Source organism: Bacillus pseudomycoides DSM 12442 (genome assembly GCF_000161455.1).
In the GTDB taxonomy this organism is placed as follows: domain Bacteria; phylum Bacillota; class Bacilli; order Bacillales; family Bacillaceae_G; genus Bacillus_A; species Bacillus_A pseudomycoides.
The window spans coordinates 708,920-733,727 of the sequence record NZ_CM000745.1 but is presented as its reverse complement, the minus strand read 5'-3'; the positions used below and the strand labels follow the sequence as shown (position 1 = coordinate 733,727).

At 35.1% G+C, this 24,808-nt stretch carries 26 protein-coding genes; 6 read left to right on the top strand and 20 right to left on the bottom strand.

The genetic code is table 11. The features are described 5' to 3' along the window. Positions 1-26: 26 nt before the first annotated feature. On the bottom strand, positions 27-560 hold the full coding sequence (locus BPMYX0001_RS03760) for a DUF5667 domain-containing protein (RefSeq protein WP_033798656.1): 534 nt from the start codon (positions 558-560) through the stop codon (positions 27-29). Between the two features lie 579 nt (positions 561-1,139). Between BPMYX0001_RS03760 and BPMYX0001_RS03755 the strand changes: the two genes are divergently transcribed. Continuing rightward, positions 1,140-1,343, top strand: coding sequence for a hypothetical protein (locus BPMYX0001_RS03755; RefSeq protein ID WP_018766852.1), 204 nt, complete (start codon positions 1,140-1,142; stop codon positions 1,341-1,343). A gap of 61 nt (positions 1,344-1,404) precedes the next feature. Here BPMYX0001_RS03755 and BPMYX0001_RS03750 read toward each other — a convergent pair whose 3' ends face one another. After that, positions 1,405-2,664 (bottom strand): MDR family MFS transporter, encoded by a 1,260-nt coding sequence (locus tag BPMYX0001_RS03750; protein WP_033798655.1) that lies wholly within the window; start codon positions 2,662-2,664, stop codon positions 1,405-1,407. Between the two features lie 106 nt (positions 2,665-2,770). Between BPMYX0001_RS03750 and BPMYX0001_RS03745 the strand changes: the two genes are divergently transcribed. Continuing rightward, positions 2,771-4,522, top strand: coding sequence for an SgrR family transcriptional regulator (locus BPMYX0001_RS03745; RefSeq protein WP_006093654.1), 1,752 nt, complete (start codon positions 2,771-2,773; stop codon positions 4,520-4,522). A 289-nt stretch (positions 4,523-4,811) separates the two neighbouring features. On the opposite strand, the gene BPMYX0001_RS03740 is transcribed toward BPMYX0001_RS03745, so the two are convergent. Then, the gene (locus BPMYX0001_RS03740) at positions 4,812-5,366 is read right to left on the bottom strand and encodes an NAD(P)H-dependent oxidoreductase (RefSeq protein ID WP_033798654.1); all 555 of its coding nucleotides are present in this window, start codon (positions 5,364-5,366) and stop codon (positions 4,812-4,814) included. Positions 5,367-5,440: 74 nt separating this feature from the next. Then, positions 5,441-6,022, bottom strand: coding sequence for an ester cyclase (locus tag BPMYX0001_RS03735; protein WP_006093652.1), 582 nt, complete (start codon positions 6,020-6,022; stop codon positions 5,441-5,443). A 166-nt stretch (positions 6,023-6,188) separates the two neighbouring features. Here BPMYX0001_RS03735 and BPMYX0001_RS03730 point away from each other — a divergent pair, with 166 nt between their 5' ends. Next, positions 6,189-6,533, top strand: a complete 345-nt coding sequence (locus BPMYX0001_RS03730) for a winged helix-turn-helix transcriptional regulator (protein WP_018782331.1) — start codon at positions 6,189-6,191, stop codon at positions 6,531-6,533. Between the two features lie 192 nt (positions 6,534-6,725). Beyond that, positions 6,726-7,439, top strand: coding sequence for an SDR family oxidoreductase (locus BPMYX0001_RS03725; RefSeq protein ID WP_006093650.1), 714 nt, complete (start codon positions 6,726-6,728; stop codon positions 7,437-7,439). Positions 7,440-7,501: 62 nt separating this feature from the next. Here the strand turns inward: BPMYX0001_RS03725 and BPMYX0001_RS03720 are convergent, their stop codons facing one another. Together BPMYX0001_RS03720 and BPMYX0001_RS03715 are read right to left on the bottom strand one after the other, a co-directional pair. Further along, positions 7,502-7,957: an N-acetyltransferase gene (locus BPMYX0001_RS03720; protein ID WP_006093649.1), complete on the bottom strand. Its 456-nt coding sequence runs from the start codon at positions 7,955-7,957 to the stop codon at positions 7,502-7,504. Between the two features lie 308 nt (positions 7,958-8,265). Next, positions 8,266-8,760, bottom strand: a complete 495-nt coding sequence (locus BPMYX0001_RS03715) for an Lrp/AsnC family transcriptional regulator (protein ID WP_033797450.1) — start codon at positions 8,758-8,760, stop codon at positions 8,266-8,268. Positions 8,761-9,150: 390 nt separating this feature from the next. Here BPMYX0001_RS03715 and BPMYX0001_RS03710 point away from each other — a divergent pair, with 390 nt between their 5' ends. Then, a complete protein-coding gene (locus BPMYX0001_RS03710) occupies positions 9,151-10,062 on the top strand; it encodes a DMT family transporter (RefSeq protein WP_006093647.1) in 912 nt (303 codons plus the stop codon). A 51-nt stretch (positions 10,063-10,113) separates the two neighbouring features. Here BPMYX0001_RS03710 and BPMYX0001_RS03705 read toward each other — a convergent pair whose 3' ends face one another. The 10 genes from BPMYX0001_RS03705 to BPMYX0001_RS03660 all read right to left on the bottom strand — a co-directional run bounded on the left by BPMYX0001_RS03705 (position 10,114) and on the right by BPMYX0001_RS03660 (position 18,825). After that, entirely contained in the window at positions 10,114-10,599 is a 486-nt protein-coding gene (locus tag BPMYX0001_RS03705; RefSeq protein ID WP_033798653.1) for a PRK06770 family protein, read from the bottom strand. 84 nt (positions 10,600-10,683) lie between these two features. After that, on the bottom strand, positions 10,684-11,088 hold the full coding sequence (locus BPMYX0001_RS03700) for a nuclear transport factor 2 family protein (protein ID WP_006093645.1): 405 nt from the start codon (positions 11,086-11,088) through the stop codon (positions 10,684-10,686). Continuing rightward, positions 11,088-11,888, bottom strand: a complete 801-nt coding sequence (locus BPMYX0001_RS03695) for an MBL fold metallo-hydrolase (protein WP_033798652.1) — start codon at positions 11,886-11,888, stop codon at positions 11,088-11,090. Before BPMYX0001_RS03695 ends, BPMYX0001_RS03700 begins: the two co-directional genes overlap by 1 nt. Before the next feature lie 294 nt (positions 11,889-12,182). Then, positions 12,183-12,587, bottom strand: a complete 405-nt coding sequence (locus BPMYX0001_RS03690; protein ID WP_003195449.1) for a DoxX family protein — start codon at positions 12,585-12,587, stop codon at positions 12,183-12,185. Positions 12,588-12,788: 201 nt separating this feature from the next. Continuing rightward, positions 12,789-13,850 (bottom strand): DUF871 domain-containing protein, encoded by a 1,062-nt coding sequence (locus tag BPMYX0001_RS03685; protein ID WP_006093643.1) that lies wholly within the window; start codon positions 13,848-13,850, stop codon positions 12,789-12,791. A gap of 52 nt (positions 13,851-13,902) precedes the next feature. Then, complete coding sequence (locus BPMYX0001_RS03680; RefSeq protein ID WP_006093642.1) at positions 13,903-15,267, bottom strand: PTS transporter subunit EIIC; 1,365 nt, start codon at positions 15,265-15,267, stop codon at positions 13,903-13,905. Between the two features lie 23 nt (positions 15,268-15,290). Further along, on the bottom strand, positions 15,291-16,175 hold the full coding sequence (murQ, locus tag BPMYX0001_RS03675; RefSeq protein ID WP_033798651.1) for an N-acetylmuramic acid 6-phosphate etherase: 885 nt from the start codon (positions 16,173-16,175) through the stop codon (positions 15,291-15,293). Between the two features lie 161 nt (positions 16,176-16,336). Continuing rightward, positions 16,337-17,200: a MurR/RpiR family transcriptional regulator gene (locus tag BPMYX0001_RS03670; RefSeq protein ID WP_033799608.1), complete on the bottom strand. Its 864-nt coding sequence runs from the start codon at positions 17,198-17,200 to the stop codon at positions 16,337-16,339. A 29-nt stretch (positions 17,201-17,229) separates the two neighbouring features. Continuing rightward, a complete protein-coding gene (locus BPMYX0001_RS03665; protein ID WP_006093639.1) occupies positions 17,230-17,559 on the bottom strand; it encodes a hypothetical protein in 330 nt (109 codons plus the stop codon). A 138-nt stretch (positions 17,560-17,697) separates the two neighbouring features. Then, positions 17,698-18,825, bottom strand: coding sequence for a cation:proton antiporter (locus tag BPMYX0001_RS03660; protein ID WP_003205947.1), 1,128 nt, complete (start codon positions 18,823-18,825; stop codon positions 17,698-17,700). 241 nt (positions 18,826-19,066) lie between these two features. On the opposite strand from BPMYX0001_RS03660, the gene bcaP reads away from it, so the two are divergent. Continuing rightward, a complete protein-coding gene (gene bcaP / locus BPMYX0001_RS03655; RefSeq protein WP_003195436.1) occupies positions 19,067-20,470 on the top strand; it encodes a branched-chain amino acid transporter BcaP in 1,404 nt (467 codons plus the stop codon). Between the two features lie 29 nt (positions 20,471-20,499). Here the strand turns inward: bcaP and BPMYX0001_RS32925 are convergent, their stop codons facing one another. From BPMYX0001_RS32925 to BPMYX0001_RS03640, 4 genes are all read right to left on the bottom strand, one after another. Further along, complete coding sequence (locus BPMYX0001_RS32925) at positions 20,500-20,664, bottom strand: hypothetical protein (protein ID WP_078211727.1); 165 nt, start codon at positions 20,662-20,664, stop codon at positions 20,500-20,502. A 107-nt stretch (positions 20,665-20,771) separates the two neighbouring features. Further along, positions 20,772-20,975, bottom strand: coding sequence for a hypothetical protein (locus tag BPMYX0001_RS03650; RefSeq protein ID WP_003195434.1), 204 nt, complete (start codon positions 20,973-20,975; stop codon positions 20,772-20,774). 142 nt (positions 20,976-21,117) lie between these two features. Then, complete coding sequence (locus tag BPMYX0001_RS03645) at positions 21,118-23,580, bottom strand: LamG-like jellyroll fold domain-containing protein (protein WP_006093638.1); 2,463 nt, start codon at positions 23,578-23,580, stop codon at positions 21,118-21,120. 619 nt (positions 23,581-24,199) lie between these two features. After that, on the bottom strand, positions 24,200-24,805 hold the full coding sequence (locus tag BPMYX0001_RS03640; protein WP_006093637.1) for a DedA family protein: 606 nt from the start codon (positions 24,803-24,805) through the stop codon (positions 24,200-24,202). Between the last annotated feature and the right edge of the window lie 3 nt (positions 24,806-24,808).

The window sequence follows — 24,808 nt, the reverse complement described above, 5'->3', positions numbered from 1 at the left end:
TCTNTTCTCTTTCTCTTTCTCTATTTTTAGCTGCAATCTTTGAAAAACTCTTCTCTATATTTTTGGTAATTGCAGCTTTTGCTTTCGGATTTTTTCACTTGATCTAGCACTTTTGCTAATGCTTCGATGTTGTTTCCGATGTGCACTTTTACTTTCGCTGCTTCTTTTTCTTCTTCGCCAGCAGGTTTTTCTGTTTCTGCTTTCTCTTCGCCAGAAAGCTTATCTGCTTTTTTTAAGTCTTCCACCGCTTTTTCTAATGTATCTTGTGTAAGATCGCCTTTTCCTTTTTCAATTAGTACACTTGCTTCAGTAATTCGTTCCGCGGCTTGCTCAGACAATAGCTTCGCTTTCTCTAAATCGTTTGTCGCAAGAGCCATTTTAATATCTTCAACCATAGTTTTCACAAAATAAAAGACGTCACCTTGTACTAAAGATGTTTTTTCAGTTTCCGTTGTTTTTACCGCATCTGTGTTTTCGCTAGCATACGCTGCTGTTCCCATCAGAAACGGGCTGCATGCCATCATAGTTACCATAGTGCCTTTTAATAGTGTTTTTTTCATAATGATTTTTCCTCCATTTGCTTTCTTCACTATACATATTCGGAGGAAATAAAAATTTTATAGGGGTCAAAAAAACATTTTTTTATAAAAATAGATAAACAATTTTTTTCAAAAATAAAAAGCTGACAATTTCATCAACTTTTTCATAGATTCATATGTAAAAATACTCGCATTCATTTTATCTCGCTATTCGCGGGCAGTAAAACCCTCACATATCAATATTCTTTATGGGGTAGCACCACATCGCTATCAAGCCAATAAAACAAAATACGGTTCCGGTGCAAAAACTTCAAGATACATGCAAGTAACCTCTAAATCTTGGACATACTGATACTATTACTCTAAAAAAGGTGTGTGATCGGTATGAAAAAGGAAAAATTGTTCAAGTGGAAGCATTATCAACCTGATAGGATTTTTAGAGAGGCGTATAAGTATGAACTGAACACCCCTATTTTTAATCACTTTTTTAGGCATTTCTCATATAGTGAAAATGACTATGATTTTGATTCTTTTTATTTATCATCCATAAGTCATACAATTGTTTAGCACATATATAAATAAAAAGATGGGAGCCCTACGATGAACAACACTCAAACTTTAACGCCCCCAAGTAACTCTGAGGAAAACCAAAGAAATATTAGTTTGCAAACATTAAGGGTCATTGGACTCATTGTATTAATTAGCGGTTACATCATTGTCACACTCTCTGAAGTAGGTGAACTGAAGAACCTTTTAATGAACCCAAGCACTAGCAATACATTAGCTGAAGCAGACGCTTTTTAGAAAAAATGGTATATAAAAAGCGAATCATGATAAAAATAGATTCGCTTTTTTACATATTCCCTTATCCTATATGATGTATATTTTCTTCACTGTATTTTGTCCTATTAATTGCTTTCATAAATAACAAAATACTACTTATACCAACTAAAAAATATACAATGCTCATTCCCCATGATGCTATAAAAGAACCTAGCATAATCCCTAGTGCTCCATTCATTTTTGCCACCTGAAAGACCATACCATTGATTGCCATATAAGAACTTCGAGCATCATCTGGAACCATATCGGCCATAATGGATTGCCGAACTGGCACATACATCATCTCGCCGATTGTTTGGAAAAGCCCTGCTATTAATAAGATCCATAAGCTATTACTTGATCCAATTATTGTGAATCCAATTGTATAGATAAATAAGCCAACATATAGGATTTTCAAGTCATTAAAACGTTTCATCATTTTAATAACAAGTGCTGAAAATAAAACAATCAAAATCGTATTCTCCGCAGAAATCCAACTTAGCATCCGAATACCTGTTAAATCAAAACGAATATCATTTCCAAATGCAAATTGAATTGTTTCAAATTCCTCTTGCAAGCGTACACCTAAATAATTATTAAGCTGAAATTCTAACGATAACGTACATATACTTGCTAAACAAAATATCAAAAATGCCCGGTCTGTCATAACAACTTTATAACTTTCAACCATTTCTTTTAACACATGCTTCTTTTTTATCGTTTTCTGAGTTACATATACTTCTTCCATATATACTGAAATTAAATACAACGTTAGCAATGCTACTGCCGTCAATAATATAAAGAGTTGCAAACGATAATGTTCGAATAATAACCCTCCGAATATAGCCCCAATAGCAATCGATAAATTGATTGCCCAATAATTAATACTGTACATTACTTTTCTATTCTCCGGTGTACTCACATCAATTAGCATCGCCTCTGTTGCCGGGTTCATAAGTCCTGAACCAAGGCTATTTGTTAGCATAAACACAAAAGTGAGCCAAGGTGAATCTACATAATCTGAATTCGCAATTCCCATACAAGCGATAGAAACTACTTGTATCACTTGCCCTATAATCATAACCTTTTTTCGTCCTAATCGATCTCCAATATAACCGCCATAAAGCCCAATGACGAGTGCCGCCATTACGTTTATTAGTAATAAAACACCTGCAAGGACACTCCCGAGCTTTACTGAAAAATAAATCGCCATAAACGGGAAAATCATTGTTGATACAGTGCGTGTTAAAAATGATGTTATAATTCTAATTTTTATATTTCGATGCATACTCCAAAATCCCATTGTTTCTTCCCCCTTATGTGTATTCATTTTACTTTGAAAAAGTGGAAGAAAAAGGTTAGAATATTCTAAAGAATTTCCCCTTTTATTGGGAAGGAGTCGTTTAAACATGAAAGTGATGGACTATTATATTCAACTACGATTGCATGATCCAGAAAAACAGTACATGCAAAATAGCTTGCAAGAATTAGCCAATATTTTATATTGCAGTACAAAAAACGTAAAAATTTTACTGAGAAAAATGAATGAAGAAAAATTAATTACGTGGACACCAGGACGAGGACGGGGAAATAAAAGTGAAGTTCTCTTTCTCCATGCCATTTCAGAAGTGGTTATGCCCTATGCGGAATCCCTCTTACAGCAAGATAAATTAAAAGAGATATTCCTTCTTTTAAAACAACCATTTCCTGCTCCCCTTCGAAAAAGCTTAGAAAAAAAACTACAGCAGCACTTTGGATACCAACCTTTAAACGATATGTATGACGTGTTAAAGATACCTTGCTCGAGAAAAATATTGCCGCTTGATCCAGCATTTGCAGCTGTCACAACAGAGAGTCATCTCATTAGTCAAATTTTTGATACATTAGTTACCTACAACTATGTCACAGAAGAAATTGAGCCGCATCTCGCACATACATGGGAGATTAGTGACGATCAACTTACCTGGACCTTTTATTTACGAAAAGGCATTCAATTTCATCATGGGACAATCTTATCTTCCAAAGATGTTCAATTTTCATTTGAAAGATTACAACGTGTCCAATCTCCTTATACTTGGTTAACTGAAGAGATTGTACAGATTGAAACACCCTCACCGTTACAAATAAGCTTTCACCTCCGAAAGCCGAACTTGTTTTTTCTACATTATGTAAGTTCGATGCAATTAGCCATTTTACCGCATGATGTAACAATACAAAATCATCATTATATGGGGACGGGGCCTTTTAAATTACATAGTTATTATGAAGATCAAGTTGTATTAGAAGCATTTACAAATTATTTTAAAGAGCGCGCGTTACTTGATCGAATTGAGTTATGGCGTATTCCGGAACATGCACAAATACATACACATTATGAACTACCAAATACTGAACATACAAAAGAGCACGAAGTACAAATAGAAGAAACTGGCTGTATATATGCTGCATTTAACTTTACAAAACCTGGTCCACATCATGATATTTATTTTCGAAAAGCTTGGAGACAACTGTATGACGTTGAATCAATTATTCGTGATTTACAAGGAATGCGTACAATCCCAGCATTCAGTTTCTTTCCAGAGAGGAGTCGGATAGCAGAAAAACAATCCTATTCTTTACATAAAGCAAAAAGCTACTTACAAAAGAGTGCCTATCAAGGAGAAACAATACATATTTATTTCTTCTCTTTTAAAGATAGTGCTCATGATGCCATCTGGCTAAAAGAACGTTGCCACAACTTAGGTATACAAGTAGAATTGCATCCTTTCCCAGTCTCTGACTACTCGGATGACTCTATTGATCAAAATGCCGATATTATTTTAATGGGAGAAGTTTTTGCTTCTGATTTAGAAATCGCCTTTTTAAATGTATTTAAAAGTAAAAGCTGTTTTATCAATCGCTTTATGTATCCTCACTATCAAAAACAGATTGATTGTTTACTAAATACATTCTTAGCCGAAGAAAATAAGGAACATCGTTATAAACTTATATACGGAATTGAAGAATTCCTTCGAACGGAATATATTATTTTATTTAATTATCATGTTCTAAAAAAGAAGATCTATCCATCTTCTTTAAAAAATGTAACGATCGATTCTTTTGGCTGGACGGATTTTTCAAAGCTCTGGATTCATCCTACAGAATCAGCTAAAGAGTATTGAAATCAAATTACTTAACTATTTATATATATTCATTTTAAATTTCCGACATATAAGTCGCGGTTATGAAAACAAAAGAAGTTCTTCACTCATTTTCTCCTTCTGTTTTCACATAGCATGGAGCTAAAAAAGGAATTGACCGCTCCTACGCATGATCGGATCCTCTCTCCCGCTTAAAAGAAATGGTTTTATGTCGGTCTTTCAATCCGCATTTATATAATATGGATAACTTGCATAACCGTAAAACCTCAATCTTCAGATTGAGGTTTTACTAGCTATTTATTTTTAAAATTTAGGAAAGATTCACCACTTCTTTTACATGCATTTCAAGTTCTGCTAAAAACATATCAATATTAGGATTTTTGACTACATCATAGCACGCAAAACTCTTTAAAGGACTCATACCAATAAATTTCTGTACTCGGTGCAAATGACCAATTGCTTCTTCTAAACTCTGACCTTCAAAAAATTGTGAGGAATCTTGAAACGCTGTTTTAGGTGCATTCCATGTAGTGGAAAACATATATTTTTTCTCTGTTAATAACCCTCCTGCTCCATATTGATCTCCTCCTTTAAAAAAGAGGCCGTACTCATATACTTCATCCATATACGTTTTAAATAATCCTGGTACACTAAACCAATAAATTGGCGTTTGATAGATGATAACATCCGCCCATAAAAACTTTTGTTGTTCTTCTTTAATATTGTATCCGTCTTGAATAATCGTTGTTTTCACATGACTCTTTTCACTTAGTAGACTGACCATGCGATCAACCAATGTTTGATTTAATTTCCCTCGGTCTGCACTATATTTTTGATGACCATTTATTATTAATATATTTTTCATCATTTTCTTCCCCTTTATCTTTTATTGATTGAATTGCATATATCTAAATCCACACTTTTTCGTACCGCTATCATTTAGTTCTCAGCTACTACTCCAAGTTGTTGCATAAGAGTAAGGTTATCTTCTAGATGCCAATCTTCAGTAATTTTTCCATCCTTAATACGTAAAATATCAATGGCAAAAAAGTTAATCGGTTTTCCATCATGTGTTCCTGTAAAGGAAAGACGAGCTGTGACCTTATCACCAACCACTAATAAATCCTCAATTTTGCAATGTATATCTGGAACGACTTTACGAAAGTTTTTTGCAGCAAATGCTAAGCCTTCGGGACCTTGTGGGCGCCCTTTTGGCAACGTATTATCAAAGAATTTCTCTGTAACGGTTTGTGGAATAAGCTCCTCATTGCCAGTATCCCAAAATGCATAAAAACGTTGGGCTGCATGAATCATTGCTGTAGCTTCTTTTTGATTTAATGAAGGATCGATTGTCATTGTTTTAGGCTCTGGCTTGCCTTTCAACAATTGAATTTCACTTTTAGAAGCAGATATTTTTGTATTGCTGCACGCAGTAAGCACGGTACCGATTACGACAATGCAAATCACGAGAAAACTAAATGACCACCATAACTTTTTTGTTTGATTTTTTATTTTCATCATAGTCACCTCCTTAGTTTAGAAATCATTTGTGGTTCCTAACACTATTTTATATGTAGTAATTTCCCTTTTGGAAGTAGTGATATTTTTTTCATATAGTTACTAAAAGGATAGTTTTGTGATACTATAAAGCAAATCAATTCAAAAAATTTTTATGGAGGCTATTTCCATGAGCACTATAGATCCGATTGTATTAACGAAAGGTTCACCTGGTATACCTTGTCCTATTGCAAAAACACTCGACGTAATTGGAACAAAATGGACATTTTTAATTATTCGGGACCTTCTTATTGAAGGAACATTGCGCTTTAGTGATTTGCTAAAATCAATGGATGGTATCAGCCCAAAAACACTCTCACTTCGCCTTAAGGAATTAGAAGGCCAAGGTATTGTAACAAGAAAGGTTTATCCTGAAGTTCCTCCCCGAGTGGAATATACCCTCACGGATAAAGGGAAACAATTAGAAGGTATTTTTATCGAATTAAAGCGCTTTGGGCTAACTCTAGAAAACTAACAAAAAAGGACCCGTGGGTCCTTTTTTGTTAGTTAAAGTACTTTAAATTTTTTCCGCTCCGATTCCCCTTATATAATAAAAAACTTTCCGAAATGTAACTATATGAAATAAATATCACTACTTCAAATATGGAATTCTTCAAACTACAATGATGGCAACAAAGTAAAAACGAAATAATTAGGAGGCATAAAGATGCTAAAAGGAAAAAAAGTAGCTATTATTGGCGGGAGTTCAGGTATTGGTTTAGAAACAGCAAGATTGGTATTAGCGCAAGGTGCAGATGTTATTATCGCCAGCCGATCCGAAGACAAATTAAAAGAGGCACAAAAGGTATTAGCGGGAAATGTAACAACTTATACACTTGATATAACAAACGAGCAACAAGTACAGTCATTCTTTGAAGAAATAAATACAATCCATCATTTAGTTATTACAGCAGCTGAAACATTCGGAGGAGCTTTCCTTGATACAGAAGTAAGCAAAACGCGCCAGTTGTTCGAAAATAAATTTTGGGGACAATTCTATGCTGCAAAATATGGTGCACCTAAGATTACGAAAGACGGATCAATCACATTATTTTCAGGCGTAGTTGCCTATAAAACAATGGCTGGTTCAGCTACGCTTGGTGCAGTAAATGCAGCAGTCTCTAATCTTGGAGAAACATTAGCATTAGAACTCGCTCCTATTCGCGTAAATATCGTCTCTCCTGGCATTATTGATACACCGTCACGTAGCAAAATGCCGCTGAAAGCGCGGGACAAATTCTATAAGGAGATAGCAAATAAACTCCCTGTCAAACGAGTTGGACAGGCAAAAGATGTAGCTGATGGTGTACTATATTTAATGCAAAATCAATTTGTCACTGGAACTACTCTTCATGTTGAAGGTGGACATACATTAATTTAATTAACGAGGAGGCTATCCCCTCCTCCTTCTGTTTATCTTAATTATCTATTTCATACTAAACCTCAAATCACATACCGAATCATCGCAACTTCATCACAACAATCAAATTTCAGACAATGTCTGCAATCAATCCACACTTTTTCAGGTAGCGATTCCTTATCAACAAAATCAAATCCACACTTCTTAAAAAATGTAGTTTGATACGTTAAAGAAATGACCCTTCTTACCTTTATTTTAGAAGCCTCACTTATTACATGATTGACTAACATACGTCCTAGCCCTTTACCTGCATATGTATCCGATACGACTAATGATCGTATTTCGGCAAGATCTTCTCCTAAAACATGTAAACCAGCAACTCCCAAAATTTCTCCTTCCTCTTTCACAACATACAAACACTGTAAATACTGATAAAGGGACAAAAGTGAGCGCGGTAGAACAACTCCCTCTTTCGAATATATTTCTATTAAGTTATATATTTCTTTCACATCACTTGTAATTGCATTTGAAATTCGCATGATTTATCTCCTCAAATTAAATATTTATAACTTAAAATGAATAATAATTCATAAATTTATATAATAATACACCCATCCATCCGAACACGTCAATTATTATTCTGAATTTTAGATATACTCATTCCAAAAAAACAAGTCCTATATAAATCTATTTTGCTTTTTCAACATACAAGTCGATGCTATGAAAATAAAAAAAGACCTCTCTCATTTTCTCCCTTTGTTTTCACATGGCATGGGGCTAAAAAAGGCCCTGACCGCTTCTACGCATGATCGGACCCTCTCTCCCATCTAAAAAATGGTTTTATATCTCATTCAGTACTTGTTTTCGAATCTCTTATCGGTAATACTGTAGAATACTTAATTTCACGCAGCGCTAAGCTCGTTTGTATCCTTGTAATTCCTAACTTATTTAACTTCCTAATAAAATGCTCCAGTTCCTTTCGATCTCGGTTCGCGACTTTTAGTAAATAATCATATTCACCTGTTAAACAATGACACTCCAGCACTTCAGGCATAGATTCCAGTTCTCTTTCCAATACCTCTAGTTTTTCAGATTGATGAATATTCGTACTCATAAAAATAAAACACAACAAATCAAATCCAAGTTTCTCTTGATTTAGGATTGCGACTTGTTTATCAATGAAACCTTCCCCTTCTAGCCTTTTTATTCGTGCATGCATAGCAGCTGGCGACAAATTAACACGACGCGCAAGTTCGGCATTACTTACTTGTGACTCCTTTTGTAAAATATCTAAAATTTGTACGTCTAAATCATCTAACACTTTAATAACTGATGACTCCATAAAAAACCTCCTTTTCTTTACCGACGATTCTTCGGAAAAACATATAATACACTGAATGAAATTGAATAAAATTTCTTAATTATAACCCTTAACAAAACATTTTATTGAATTTTCACCATTATACAAAAGAATATATTAGATAACAAAGAAAAATGCTAAAATTATTTACAATTCATACGATATAAATCCATTTTGTGTTTTCAACACATAAGTCACTGCTATGAAAACAGAAAAGGACATACACTCATTTTCTCTTTTTGTTTTTTCTCGGCATGGGGCTAAAAAAGGACCTGACCGCTTCTATCCATGGACGGATCCTCTCTTCCCCCAAAAAAGAAAGGTTTTTTATCAGTTTTTCAATTTATATACTAATAAAAGGAGTTCCAAACTATGCCTTATTTTTATGTATTTTTATTATTGCTAACAAGCTTACTATGGGGGGGGAACTTTGTCGTTGGAAAATCTCTTGTCGATCATGCTTCTCCGATGACTCTCACAAGTTTAAGATGGATCATTGCGATTGTTTGTCTATTACCAATTGTTTGGTTTAAAGAAAAGAAACTTTTTCCACCGCGCGCTGCAATTCTTCCCTTACTACTTATGGGAGTCACTGGCGTTGTTCTCTTTAACATTTTTCAATTCTTAGCGTTAGAAGAAACATCCGCAACAAACGTTGGACTTATTTCTACGTTAAACGCGATTTCAATTGCACTCTTTTCATCTTTATTCTTAAAGGAAAAAATAAATATACTTCAAATTCTTTCTATGATTCTTTCTTTTTTTGGTGTAATTCTCGTCCTTTCAAAAGGAAATATTGCACTGTTATTTTCATTACATTTTAATAGTGGAGATTTGTGGATGATGGCTGCGGTTTGTATTTGGGGCATTTATTCTGTTTGTAGTAAATGGGCAACAAAAACAACTACGCCGATGATGGCGACTCTGTATTCAGGAGTTTTTGGCGTTATCATATTGCTTCCATTTAATATACCAAACTTTACGGTCTCTCATATTAATGCTTCATTTATCACTTCACTACTATACACAGGCTTAATTTCAACTGTGGTCTGTATGGTGTTTTGGAATATTGGCGTTCAAAAATTAGGAGCAACTACATCAGGTATCTTCCTAAATTTCAATCCAATTTTCACTGCCATTTTAGCGTTTCTTTTCTTAGGAGAAGAACTAACTTGGATCCAAATCTTTGGGACGATCATCGTTGTTACTGGCTGTTATTTATTTTCTCATTTTAAAACAGTTGCTCATCAGCCTAGCCAAACTTTAGTACGGCAGCACTCTTAATAGATCAACATCGCCATTATCTTTAACATAATGGCGATGTTTTTACATTCTTCACTTTTTACTTCTCATTTCTTTTAAATATTGCTGTTCTTCTGCTGGCGATAAACGTTCTGTTGCTTTTCCAGTATCACCGCCTTGAATTTCCCAAAAAAAGTTATGTTCCTCAACTGTTTGCGAAAAATCCCCTCTTTCCCAGCGTTCTAAAATGGAAAGTAATTTTGATTTATAATTAAAATTTTTGCTACTCTCTACAGCTTTCTTTGCATTACGAATTTCCTTTTGTGTCATTTCAATAAATCCCCATTTCTCAGAGGATTTTACTTTTTGATGTACCATCTTATGCATAGTAGATATGATTTCATCTTCACTAACTCGCGGCGTTTCTTCCACTACCTTCTTTTCCTTTTGAGCAATTACTTTCTGCTCCTTTAAACGTTTATCCTCTACTTCGGCATACTCAAGAAATTTATAAGCGCCAAATATAACACCCATTACAATTGCGATAGTCGTAATCGCCCTTATTATCCATTTTTTCATATTATGTATTTTGATATCTCCTCTAATTGTTACAAAAACAAATGGAATAGCCTGCAAATAGCCGATTCCATTTGTTTATCATTTTTAAGCTTTCATCGCTTCCCTAACAACGTGACTATCCACATATTGCTTGAACTTTACGATTTTTCCATTCTCAAGCTGCCATACATGAACGAAATCTGCTTCAAATGCTTTGCCAGTTTCTTTATAAATTCCCGAATAAACTCCTTCAGCAATGATGACATCTTTTCCTTCTACTTCATGGTACATATTTACACTCGCCTTATAATCATTCCATTCCGATCCTAAACGACTAAATACATTCTCCATTACTGCTTCCACACCAATATATGTCCCACCGTAAGGAAAACCAGCCGCCTCTGTCCATTCTACTTTTTCAGAAAGAGCTTCTAGTAAATGTTTTGCATTAGATGAAGATGGCCCTTCATATGTGCTTCGGATAATCTCTAAATTTGTTTTTTGTTCCATTATTTCTTCCCTCCAAATGCATTTGCTGCTAAAACAAGTCCGATTTCTAGTGCTTTTACATTTGGAAAGTGTTTCTTCATTGCAGTTTGAATTTCTTCACTTGAAAGGTTTTCCGCAAGAACCTCATCAAATGCGATTAAATATTTACGGGTATGTTCAATCGCATCTGCTGTATTTGGTGTATCATAATCACGATGACCAGCTACAACAATTTCTGGATGTAGGTTTTCAATTTCTTGTAATGTTTCTAACCACTTAGTACGAGCTTTTACATCCGTTTCTAACGTCCATGCGAATGTGTTGTTATAAACAATATCCCCTGTAATCACAGCCTTTAATGACGGAATCCATACATAACTGTTATTAGGTGTATCACCTTGTAAACTACCTTTAACAAGCAGTTCGTTCCCTTCTAAAATAAGCTTATCTTCTTTTAACTCCTCGGGAATAATAGGTTGATGAGGGACATTATGTCCAATAGACGGTTTCCATTGCTCAACTTTCTTTTCAAATGTATTTCGAATATCTTCTACGGTATTTGGCAACGCTACAATTTTTGCATTTGGAAATGCTTCATGTAATACATTTAAGCCAAAATAATGGTCTGGATGAAAATGCGTAATATAAATATGAGTTAAGTTCTTTCCTGTTTCAATAATTTGAGCTGTTAAACGGTGTGCATCACTTAATAAGAATTGTGCATCCACAAGAATTGCATCTTTCTCTCCATAAATGATCGTTGATGTAACTTGAAAGGCTTGTTCAGATCCTGTAAAGACTTCTAAATGTAATTTTGACATGTTGTTCCTCCGTTTTTCTATATACATTTACACTTTTATTATTTTATATTTCCTTACTTGTTATAATAACTCTAAGTTGTAACTGAAATAGTTACAATTAGACCAAAAAAATATGCTATCTATTTACAACTCACACTTCATTGCTAATTACTCCGTTGTAATAATTATAGTTACAACTAAGTGCCAAGTCAATACTTTAATATCCAAAAAATTCCCCAGCAAAATAGATATATACAAAAACACTGTTCTTTTCATAAATCTTCTTCAGAAAAGAACAGTGCTTTATATAATAATTTATTTTGCTTTGAGTACTTTTTCTTTTAAGAAACGATCTACATACCCTTCTGCTTTTACAACAAATAAATACGCACCCATTGCTAATAATGCAAGATCTAATTCATATCCAGGATTCTTTCCGTCTCCTAATAAACCAGCTGCTCCGTTTACCTTTACAATTGCACCAACCAAGATAAGAGCAAATAATAATCCCACATATCTAACACCTAAGCCAATGATTAATAATAGACCACCAACTAATTCAAATGTTGCAACCCCATATGCGAGACCACCTGGTAAGCCAATGCTTGTAAACCAACCTGCTACATTATCAATACCTGATTGAAACTTTGCTAAGCCATGTGCAAAGAACGTAACTCCTAACACAATACGAATAATTAAATTACCAATATATTGATTCATTCTAAACTCTCCTTTTTGTTTTGTTATATAAACATTTTATTAACAAGACAAAACAATACATTGTTTCTTTTTATTCGTCAAATACTTTTTTTAATAGAAATAAAAAAACATTATCCATTTTACGGATAATGTTTAACAAAAAATAGCACTCCTACAAGGCTCGACATGTGGAAATACATTCGAAAAAACATCAATAATTTTCTATTCTTTCGAGATAAGTTCAAATTTCTTTCCTGCATTTACGTAAGACAATAATGATAGATCTTCCTCGAAAACCGTTCCAATTACGTTCACCTTTTCATTTTCTGATAGATCATTTATAACGATTTGTATTTCACCTGCATATCTACCGTACAGTTCATTATCAATTGTAATACTCCCTATCTTTCTTTGAACTGTATTCATCGCTGGTAAAATAACAGTATCTCCTTCTCTTGATTCTACAGAACGAATGACATCACGCGCTGGATCAAGCCTATTCGTATGTACTCGCTCTACTGTTTCTAATACTTCTCTTTCACTAATCAGCGGTTTATAACGTATTGGAATAATCCCTTTATTTGCACTTGTAATTTCTTGTACTCTTTGTAAACTCCCACTTATATCTCCAATTAATACTTTATCAACGAAGCAATCTTCCACAAGTTCCAAATATGCCTCAAGCGGGCGCATATATCGGTGTTTTTCTAATGTAGGAAGCCCTTCATATAAAGGTCCTCTTTTTTCACCATCACCTGGAATAAATGCCATTGTTTTTATACCGCATTCACGCAAAAATTGATTTTGCTTTTGTAAAAATGATTTAGCAAGCCCTGTTTCAGGACGTGGATAAAAATTATGCCATGCTTCTACACAATCTACTCTCACACTTTCCTCAAGAAGCGTATTCCAAAATGATTCAGTAATTGTACTAGCATTTAATGCAATCTTCATTTTGTGTGATATACGTGCAATTTGTTTCGGATCTATACCATAATCAATACGTAACCCAGTAATCCCCCAATCTAATAGCTGTTCCACATTTTCATACATAAGACCTAAATGGTGTAAAGAATTTGGTGAAACATCCACCATTAGTTCCATCTCATATTTTTCCGCTTGCTTCCCAAGTATTTGTATTAACTCTTTATAAGTTGTAGGATCGTCTTCTGGAATATGAAGAGAAGTAAAAATAGACGTAAAGCCGTATTCGCTTACCGTTTTCAACCATTTTTCTTGCTCTTCTATCCGGTCCTTTGAAAGATATATTGAAACTCCTATCATAGTAATCTCTCCTTCTACTTATCATGAAAAAAAGAGAAAGGAATCCCTTTCTCTATATGTTCTCTGCCATTTCCTCTTTAAACCCGAAGAAATACGTAAAGATAAAACCAAATACATAAGCAATGACAAGACCAAGAAAATATAATAAATATTTATTATCAGCGATTAACGGAATTAACGATAATCCTGATACACCAATTCCGAGTGAAGCCGTTTTCATAACTGCCTGGAATGCACCGCCAACAGCTGCACCTAAACAAGCCGTAATAAACGGTTTACCAAGTGGTAATGTGACCCCATATAATAAAGGTTCGCCAATTCCTAAGAAACCAACCGGTAGTGCTCCTTTAATTACATTACGAAGACGCTTATTTTTCGTTTTTACATAAATAGCAATCGCTGCCCCAACTTGCCCCGCTCCTGCCATCGCTAAAACCGGTAGTAACGGTGTTACATGAGTTTGATTAATAAATTCCATGTGGATAGGTGTTAGACCATGATGTAGTCCCACCATAACGAGCGGTAAAAATGTTCCTGCGAGTACAGCTCCTGCGACCGCTCCCCCGACATTTAAAATTGCGTTAATACCACTTGTAATTCCATCAGATAGGAAACCAGCCACTGGCTGAATTGCTAACATCGTTACTAAGCTCACTGCTAATACCGTAATAAGCGGAGTCACTATAATATCCACTGCATTCGGTACTGCCTTTCGTACTTGTCTTTCCACTACAACCATAAGCCATGCTGCAAAGATTACAGCGAATAATCCACCGCGCCCCGGCACCATTGCTTCACCAAATAGTTTCACATTTGCCATAGCTGGGTTGAAAATTAAAATACCTGCAATCGCTCCGAGAACCGGAGTTCCGCCAAATTCTTTTGCCGTATTCCAGCCAACTAGAATACCTAAGAATGTAAAAATACCACCGCCAATTAAAAGTAACATTTGCAGCCATGTTGCATTTGGATCTGCCCCCGCATTTTTAGCAAAGTTGGCAACCCCATTTATAATTCCTGATGCAACAAGACCTGGAATTAATGGAATGAAAATATTACCGATTTTTCCCAATAAATTTTTAACAGGCGTATTATTTTTCTTCTTGATTGCTGATTTCATTTCTTGGCCAAGATCTTCAAGGTGGTAATCAGCAACATCACCAATTCGTACCCCTGTCAAAGTCTCCATTTCGGCTGCTACTTTATTCACAGTTCCGGGCCCAACTACGACCTGCAATGTTTCATCTTCAATCACACCCATGACACCGTCTACTTTTTTCAAAAGCTCCATATTCACTTTACTTTCATCATGAAGTGTTAAACGTAACCTCGTCATACAATGTGCAATACCATGAATATTTTTCGTTCCCCCAAGTTGCTCTGTAATCTCTTTTGCCATCCGCTGTTCTTTCTTCATTGTAAAATCCCCCTCCCCACTTTTTATAATGCCTTTTTCACAAATCCTTTCGCATCTGTTAATTTTTCAAGTGCTTCCCCATATTCGCACTGTAGTAATATCATGACGATTGCTGCTTTCACATTACGCTTTGCTTTTTCGTAATATGCTTCCGCTTCTTTGTAATCTACTCCCGTCGCTTCCATAATAATTCGTTTGGAACGCTCGACTAACTTTTCATTTGTCGACTGAACATCAACCATTAGATTTTTATAGACTTTCCCTACGCCAATCATAGAAGCAGTTGAAATCATATTCAGTACTAACTTTTGTGCGGTTCCAGCCTTTAAGCGTGTAGATCCTGTTAACACTTCTGCACCTGTCCCTACTTCCACGCTAATTTTTGCAAATTTACTTATCTCTGCTCCCTTATTACAGGAAATGCTAGCTGTACTTGCTCCCGTAGAATTTGCATATTTTAATCCACCAATTACATAAGGTGTTCTACCACTTGCAGCGATTCCAATAACAGTGTCCTTATTACTTAACTGAATCGCCTTTAAATCATCTACTGCAAGATCTTCTCGATCCTCTGCACCTTCCACAGCTTCAGTAAACGCTTTCAATCCACCTGCTATAAATCCTTGTACCTGTTTCTCATCTGTCCCAAATGTCGGTGGACACTCGACAGCATCTAAAATTCCTAGTCGTCCGCTTGTACCAGCACCAATATAAATTAATCGTCCACCATTTTGAAAAGATGAAACAACACTTTGAACAATTTTTTCAATTTGTTCGATTTCATTTTCAACCGCTACAGCGACTTTACGATCTTCTCGATTCATTGTTTGTAAAATTTCTCTTATGCTCATCTCGTCTAAATTCATCGTATTTTCATTTCGGTGTTCTGTTGATAAATTCTCTAACATATTCTCACCTTCTTTGAAATTTAATTTCACACTTTTATTATAACTTTACGAAATTTAAAATCAATATTTATATTGCGTTTTATGAAACAAAATTTCTTTTTATAACAAAATTGCGTCTATTTAACCAAAATAAAAAGATGAGTTTCATCTCATCTTTTCCTTTACTTCAATTTCCGTAATCGTACTGCTTCTTCTCTTGTTTCTGTAAATTTATCCAATACTTGATTACCTATCCTATTAAATGTAATCACATACAAAGCATCAATTATATTAAGTTGCGTCATTCTTGAAGCAATACTTGCAATACGATGATCTTGTTCTACATCTGGCATACAAAGACGGATATGTGATTCTTTATATAATGGAGACGATTGATCTAGCTTTGTAATAGCGATAACAGTAGCACCTTGTCTACTAGCATATTGCGCCATTTCTAGTACATCCTTCGTCCGGCCAGATGTTGAAAGAGCGACAAATATATCTCCCTGTTTTAAGTTAGTAACAAGCGGGAGCATCATATGAAAATCAGATAGCATCATAGCCGTAAACCCTAGACGAGTAAACTTATACGCTCCATCCATTGCTGGCGTAGCTGATCCACCCACTCCATAAAATAATATTTTCTTTGCTCCTAAAATGGCATCTGCTGCTTTTTCTAACTCTTTTTTATCAATAGCAGTAATACCCGCTTCAATCGCAGCCTTATTGACATATGTAACTTTATTGAATAAATCAAACGGACTATCCTCTGTGTTCATCACTGAAAAATCATTAATATTATAATCGGCAATTGTTAATTCTCTAACAAGCGCTAACTTAAAAGCTTTAAAACTTCCTATACCAATCGTTTTACAAAAGCGTACGACACTTGCTTCACTGGATCCTGCATTATTAGAAACTTCTTTTGTCGTTAAATTAGGAACAATTTCTGCATTCTCCATAATATACTGAGCAACCTTTTTTTCAGCTGGTGAAAATTGATTCATATGATTTTCTATTTTAAATAGTAGCGTTGATGGTTTCACCATTCATCCCCCATTCTTTACGGTTGCTTTTATTTTTCATATCCCAATTCCATATCTTGCGAATCATAAAGATAAAAGACATCTTCACCAGGAGGATGAAACACATTTACAATTCGATCTCCTTTTTGATAGACCGTCCTTTCTCCTTCCGACCACTTCTTTTCCCATCCATTTATCCAAATTGCAGCATCAGGCAAAAAGGAAGTGTATCTATATCCTTTCGAATCATCTCCTGCAATATAAGAAGAGAAAACAGAAACAGGAAAATCTTTAACTTTTGATTCTTTTCCTAATGTAAATGGCAAACACATTAAAAGAATTACAACTACACATATAACTTTTTTCCATGTAATTTTCATTCATTTTTCTCCTTCTAGTACTAAAGCACACATAAATTTTAACACAATTACTACATAGAAACTCTATTTTCAATTGAGTTCATATTACATTTCACAATCAAAAAAAAGGAACTTATCGACATTCGATAAGCCCTTTCTTTACACAAAATACTTCTTCAATAACGGTGGTGTAATAATCGTCGTAAGGATAACAACAATTACAATTGCAGTGAAATTTTCTTTCGCTAACAAATTTGCTGCAAGTCCATTTGCTGCAATAATAAGTGCTACTTCTCCACGCGATACCATCCCAGCCCCAATGCTAATCGAAGACTTTAAGTTAAAACCTGTTAACCTCGCTCCTAAGCCTGATCCCACTAGCTTTGTGATAATGGCAACAATCGTCATGATGACAATAAACCAAATTTGGTTTCCGATACCTTGAAATGTAATCTCCATCCCGATGCTAACAAAAAAGATTGGTACAAAAATCGCATAAGCAATCGGTTCTATTTTATGTTCTACTTCGTGTTTATATGTTGTTTGTGAAATGGCAATCCCCGCAGCAAATGCACCAATGATACCAGCAATCCCCATTTGCTCACTATAGTAAGCAAATGAAAAACAAATAATAAGTGCTGCACTAATTAACGCCTCTGACACACGGAGCGGCACCAACATTTTCATAATCCACGGAACCACTTTCCATCCAATGAAAACAATACTTACGAAAAAAATGATTTTCTTAGCGATAACAAGTGTAATACTCACATCTTGTGTGCCTAAAAAACTCATAACAAAGGCTAATAAAATAACAACGATAACGTCATCAAATACAGCAGCCCCTAAAATCGTTGTACTTTCCCTTGTATTCATTTTCCCTAAGTCTCGCAATGTTTGAACAGAAATACTCACTGATGTTGCACAGAGCAGTAATCCTAGGAAAATAGCATGTGATTGTAACATCCCAAATGCGAGTCCCGCCAAATATCCACCGAGGAAAGGAAAAATGATACCTCCCATCGCTACTGCGAATGAAGATTTCAAATTGCGATTTAATTCCTCCAAATCAGTTTCTAATCCTGCCATAAACATGAGTAACAGAACACCAATTTCACTAAGTTCATCAATAAGTTCAGAACTATTAATAATTCCAAAAACAGCGGGACCAATAATAATTCCAACAATTAATTTTCCTAGTACCGATGGTTGACCAAGTCTAACACTAATATCACCAGCTAATTTCGTACAAAGTAAAATAACGACAATTTCAAAATAAAACAGCATAATATCTTCTCCTACTTTATAAAATACATCTATTTTTGGTGTTAGTTTTTCCTTACATCTAAGATTTTATTTGTTACATTTTATTTGACAAAATATTCTGAATTATAATAAAATGACTACAGCAATTCTAGATTTTTTATCAAAGCACACAACTGTGCCTCTATTCGCTTATGGACTATTTTGCAGTGGGCTCGTATTATATTCGCAGTTGTGAAAATCGAAGAATGAGGGGAGAGTCCAAGTGAAATCATTATTACGAAAAAAACCACTTACTACTGAATCACCACGGCAATTAGAAAGAACGTTAACTGCGTTAGATTTAACCTTTTTAGGAATTGGAGCTGTAATTGGGACAGGTATTTTCGTCTTAACAGGTATTGTTGCGGCCAAACATTCTGGTCCTGGTATTATGCTATCTTTTCTTATTGCTGCATTTACCTGTGCATGTGTGGCCTTCTGCTATGCAGAATTTGCTTCTTCTATCCCTATTTCAGGAAGCGTTTACACCTATGCGTATATGACAGTTGGAGAAGTCGTTGCCTTCATTGTTGGCTGGTGTTTAATGCTAGAGTATTTACTGGCAGTTGCGGCGGTTGCTGTCGGATGGTCAGGATATTTACAATCGTTACTTTCCGGATTTAATATTCATCTACCCGCCATTATCGCCTCAGCCCCTGGAATGGGAAAAGGCGGAATAATCGATTTACCAGCTGTATGTATTTTACTTTTTATTACACTGCTTCTTAGCTTCGGTGTACGCGAAAGTGCTCGCATTAATAATATTATGGTATTAGTTAAATTAGCAGTGATTATTGCCTTTATCGTAGCAGGTGCAAAATACGTCAAACCGGAAAATTGGACACCGTTTTTACCATTTGGATATGATGGGATTATTACAGGTGCAGCAACAGTATTTTTTGCCTTTCTAGGATTTGATGCCATTGCAACAGCTGCTGAAGAAACGAAAAAACCACAGCGAGATTTACCAATTGGAATTATCGGTTCCCTTCTCATTTGTACGGTACTCTATATGATTGTATCCTTTGTTTTAACAGGGATGGTTCCTTATACACAACTAGATGTTTCAGATCCAGTTGCTTTTGCGCTTCATTTCGTTGGTGAAGACACCATTGCTGGATTATTAGCTGTCGGTGCAATGACAGGAATGACAACCGTTATTTTAGTCGTTATGTATGGGCAAGTTCGCGTTTCCTATGCAATGAGCCGTGACGGGCTACTTCCAAAAGCATTAGCTCGCGTGAATCAAAGAGTTAAAATACCTCTATTAAATACGTGGATTACTGGCATTGCAGCAGCTTTATTAGCAGGATTACTAGATTTACATCTACTTGCAAATTTAGTGAACATCGGTACACTAACAGCCTTTACATTCGTTTGCTTTGCTGTACTTATTTTACGCAAAACACACCCAGATTTAAAAAGAGGTTTCCGTGCACCATTCGTACCTATATTACCAATTGTTGCAATTTGTTGTTGTCTCTATTTAATGATTAACCTTTCTGCAACAACTTGGAAAGGATTTGCTGTTTGGCTTGTCATTGGACTATGTGTATATTTCTTCTACTCTAGACGTAATAGCCATTTACTGACCAAAGAAAATAATGGTGAACAAAAAAAAGCATGAAAAACAGCTCGCTATATTAGCGAGCTGCTTTACGTTCGAGTTTGTTTTTTTGTTAACGTTTGTAGAATGAAAAATATGTCGATGCAAGCTGTAAACCAGGCACAATTTCTTATTGATGACGAGTAATTTACAATACCAATCGTAATTACAATCATCATTACAACCAATTGGTACACAAGCTTCCAGTTTCGCATATCCATTCTCTTTTATCCCGCATGAACTGCCCACAAAAGCCCGATTAGTGTGGGCTAGCAATCAGTGGGGGATGAAGAAATCCCCCACTGATTAAAGTTTCACTTTATTATTTTGTTTCCTTCTTTTTCTTTTTCCATGCAGTTACACTATCAAAGAAAAAGTTAATAAACAATGCTCCTAATCCTGCTAATAGAAAAGTCATTAAAAACAGAACCCATTTACTTTTATCTTTCAAAAAATAATATCCAACAAGGAGCACAACTGCAATCCATACATATTCAAGAATTCTTTTTAGCTTTTGCTCTTCCAAATCTTTCGCCCCTTTACGTTTGTTTCATCTCTCTTTATTGTAACATGAAATAATATATCGGCGGAATCACTACATATATCGGCGATACGACATAAATTCCTACTAATAAAAGAAGCTCGCCCAAGGCAAGCTTCCCATTCTCTTACTTATTTACACTCTTTTCAACAAGCTGCATCGCATATTCTAATGTACGATTCATTGTTTCTACATACTGATCTTTTACTTTTGTATCTTTTACTACAGATTCCGCTACTTTGATTTTTCCTTCTAATGCTTTAACTGGAACTTCTTGATATTGTCCTGGTTCTTGTCCTACTTGAACTTTCGCTAATAAAACTTTTGCTGCATCAATTGTTTTTTGTAATTTCTCTTTTGGCGTTTCTGATTTTTGGTCAACTACTTTTGATTGTACAAATGTTTGATGTGCTGTTTTTAAACTGTGATATGCCCCAACTGCTTGCTCACCTGTCGTCGCCATATTTTCAAATACTACTTTTGCTCCATTATAACTTGTTTGTAATTCTGTAAAGGCAGCTTGTGAATATTGGCCTGGCTTTTCACCGAATTCATAAGAACCGGCTAATGTTTCTTTTGCTTTACCAATCTCTTCATATAAAGCATTTAATTCTTCTAGTTTTGTGCGATTTGTAAACTCATTGTATGCCGCTACTATTTCAGATGAAGTAAGTGCTTTACTATATAATTTTGCAAGCGCCACTTGTCCATGTAATGGAACTCCACCGTTACCATCGCTTGTTGGATCTGCACCAATCGCGAATGGTACATTCGGATGATATACTTTACCTGTCACTGGCTGACTATTTACTTTTTTTCCATCTACATAGATTGCTAATTCATTTCCATTATACGTTCCTGTTAAATGATATGTTTTATTTGCCTCTAATTGTGTACCTATACGTTTATAGCTACCACCAATATGAGCCCATAATTCTACATATCCAGTTCCAGTAGATTCGAATCCAATTCCGCCGCTCTCTGTATTTTCCATAATAGCTTGACCGCGAATTTCATTCATAGAAAATACCGTTTCTAATGTAAATGTGTTCGCCACTTTCTCTTTTTGCGCTGCTGAAAACGGAATATAGCCAAATGTGTTTGCTTTTCCATTTAATTTCATTACATGCTTTTTCAATGCTTTATCATATTCAATTGATACATTTCCTTTTACATCGCCTTTACTTCCAAATGATGAGTTATCTTTAAATGTACCATCTAAAAAGTTAACATCAAATACATCCGCCTTTGGCACTTTCACATTCGGATCAATAATTTCTTTTTTCGTTGTTACTTCTGCTTGTAATGGCTGTTCACTTTCATTTTCGAATGAATCGATCGCAACTGCTTCTAGCGTGTATGTTTTTCCACTATCTAGCCCACCTAATGTAAACGTAAGTTCTTTTGGCACTGGATCACGATAAAACTCTGAGAATGCTAATAACTTATTTTTAATTTCTCCTGTTTCTTTATCTCTTGCTTGTAAACGATAAGAATGAACAAGTAGATTATCCACTGCTTGCGGGAAAGTCGCTGTTACTGAACTCTCAGTTACATTTGAAACTTTTAACTTTGCATTTTTCTCGAAAGATGGTTTTTCTTTATCGCGGTTTTCTACATGTTTAAACGATTCTTTTTTAGCTGGTAGTTGAACCTTCCATGGTTCACCTGTCCAAGAATTCGTATGGAAATCACGACGATTAATTGTTACTTCTTTATCGTCTACCTCTACTAATAAACCTTGGCTTAAATCGCTTGCACCTGGCGGAATATTACCTTGAACTTTCCCGCCCTCTACTTCCATATAACTTACTGAAGATGTTCCAACAGATGTAAAGTCTTTTTGATGAATGGATCTTGGATCATCTAATGGATAGTGCGAATGACCAGAGAATGTAATTGCTTGCGGATAATCCTTTAATACTTCATTAATTTTTGCACTGTCCTTCGTTCCCCATTCATGACTACCATACACAGTTTCTTTAATATGCTGGTGCAAGAACACGAAAATTGGTTTTTCTGGATCATCAGCTTTTGCTTTCGCAATTTCTTCTTTCAACCAATTAATTTGTTTATCAGAATAATACCCATGTGTTGTTCCATCTTCTGGTGACATAACAAGGAAGTGATATCCCTTCACGACTTTATGATAATGAATAGATTCCATTCCTGTCTTTTCTAAGAAACGTTTTTGTGCATCCTCTGCCGATAAACCATTCCAATAATCATGGTTTCCAAGTGAATTCATTCTCACTGCATCTTTATTGGCATATTGATTATATACTTGCATAAAACGATCATATTGCTGATTAGACCCTGAATCTGTAAAATCACCAACGATAACAAATGCGTCTTGTTTTGGCGCAAGTGTATTAAACTGTTCAATCGCTCTTTTCCAACGGAACGTATCATCTGTTCCGCTATTTTTAATATGTACGTCACTTACAACCGGAAAGACAAGTTTTTTCTCCTGCGGTTTTTCCTCTTGTTTCTTCTCTTCCGTTTGTGCGGAAGTGTTCCATGGAAACGATACAAACGCTAAAATGAAAACTGCTAATAATCCAATAAGACCTTTTACCTTCTGAAACATGTTCCTACTCACGTAAATCCTCCTCATATGTTTGATTCAGTACAAGGATTATTGTATCTAACACATATTAACCTCGTTTAAACGAATAATGAAAAATATTACATCTTTGTAAATATACAGTCAGTTTCCTGTAAAGTGCCACAACAGCTATATAAATACAAATAAAAAACGACATAAAACCTTTATTTTTAGGTGGGGGAGAGCATCCGGCCGTGCATAGAAGCGGTCAGATCCTCTTCCTGCCCCATGCCAAGTTAAAACAAAAAGAAAAAAACGAGTGCAGGTCACCTTTTGTTCTTCATAGCCGCAACTTATATGTTGGCAAATCGAAATGGAACAACTATATATCACTCATATATAGTTGTTCCATTTAAATCTCTATTAGACTAAATAGTAGATATGATGTCGATTAGCCCTACTGGAATATATAAAAGGATTTAAATTTACAATCTAGAAACAGTATTATGTGATAACCAAAAGATGTTTGGAGGATAAAAGTAGATTTTAATCATATAAATCACAATATAAAAAGATAATCTATGTTACAAAAGGTGCTTTCTGTATATGAAAGCACCTTTTAAGTCCAATACTTTTAATCAAACAAAAGTCTCATCATCTTTCACATAGACTCCGCTTTATTTTTCTTTTTCACAAACTTGAAAATGAACATTCCTATCACAATGAAACAAACAACCCCTAGTATCGGTAATGTATATTGTTCAACAATCGTACCTGCTTTTTTCCAATGAGGTCCTAATTTCAATCCTACATATACATATAGCGTTGTGAGTGGCAACATCGCTATAAATGTGTATATGCTAAATTGCCAAATGTTCATTTTGGCGATTCCACATGGAACTGAAATAAGTGTACGAACCCCTGGAATAAATCGGCCAAGAAACGCCACAGCTGGTCCATATTTTTCAAAGAAATGATCTGCTTTTTGAATCTGTTCTTCCTTTATAAAAAAGTATTTTCCATATTTCAGTAATAACGGTCGACCACCATAATAACCGAGCGCATATAGTGTTAGCGGCCCCGTCGTTCCTCCGATCGTTCCAGCTAATACTGCGAGCCAAAAATTCATATCTCCTTCGTATACCCAATATCCAACAAGCGGCAACACAATTTCTGCTGGAATAAACTCAAATGTTAATGCTAGAATTACACCGAAATAAGAAAACTGCTTTAAATACTCAATTACATCTAAAATAAACTGCTCCATTTA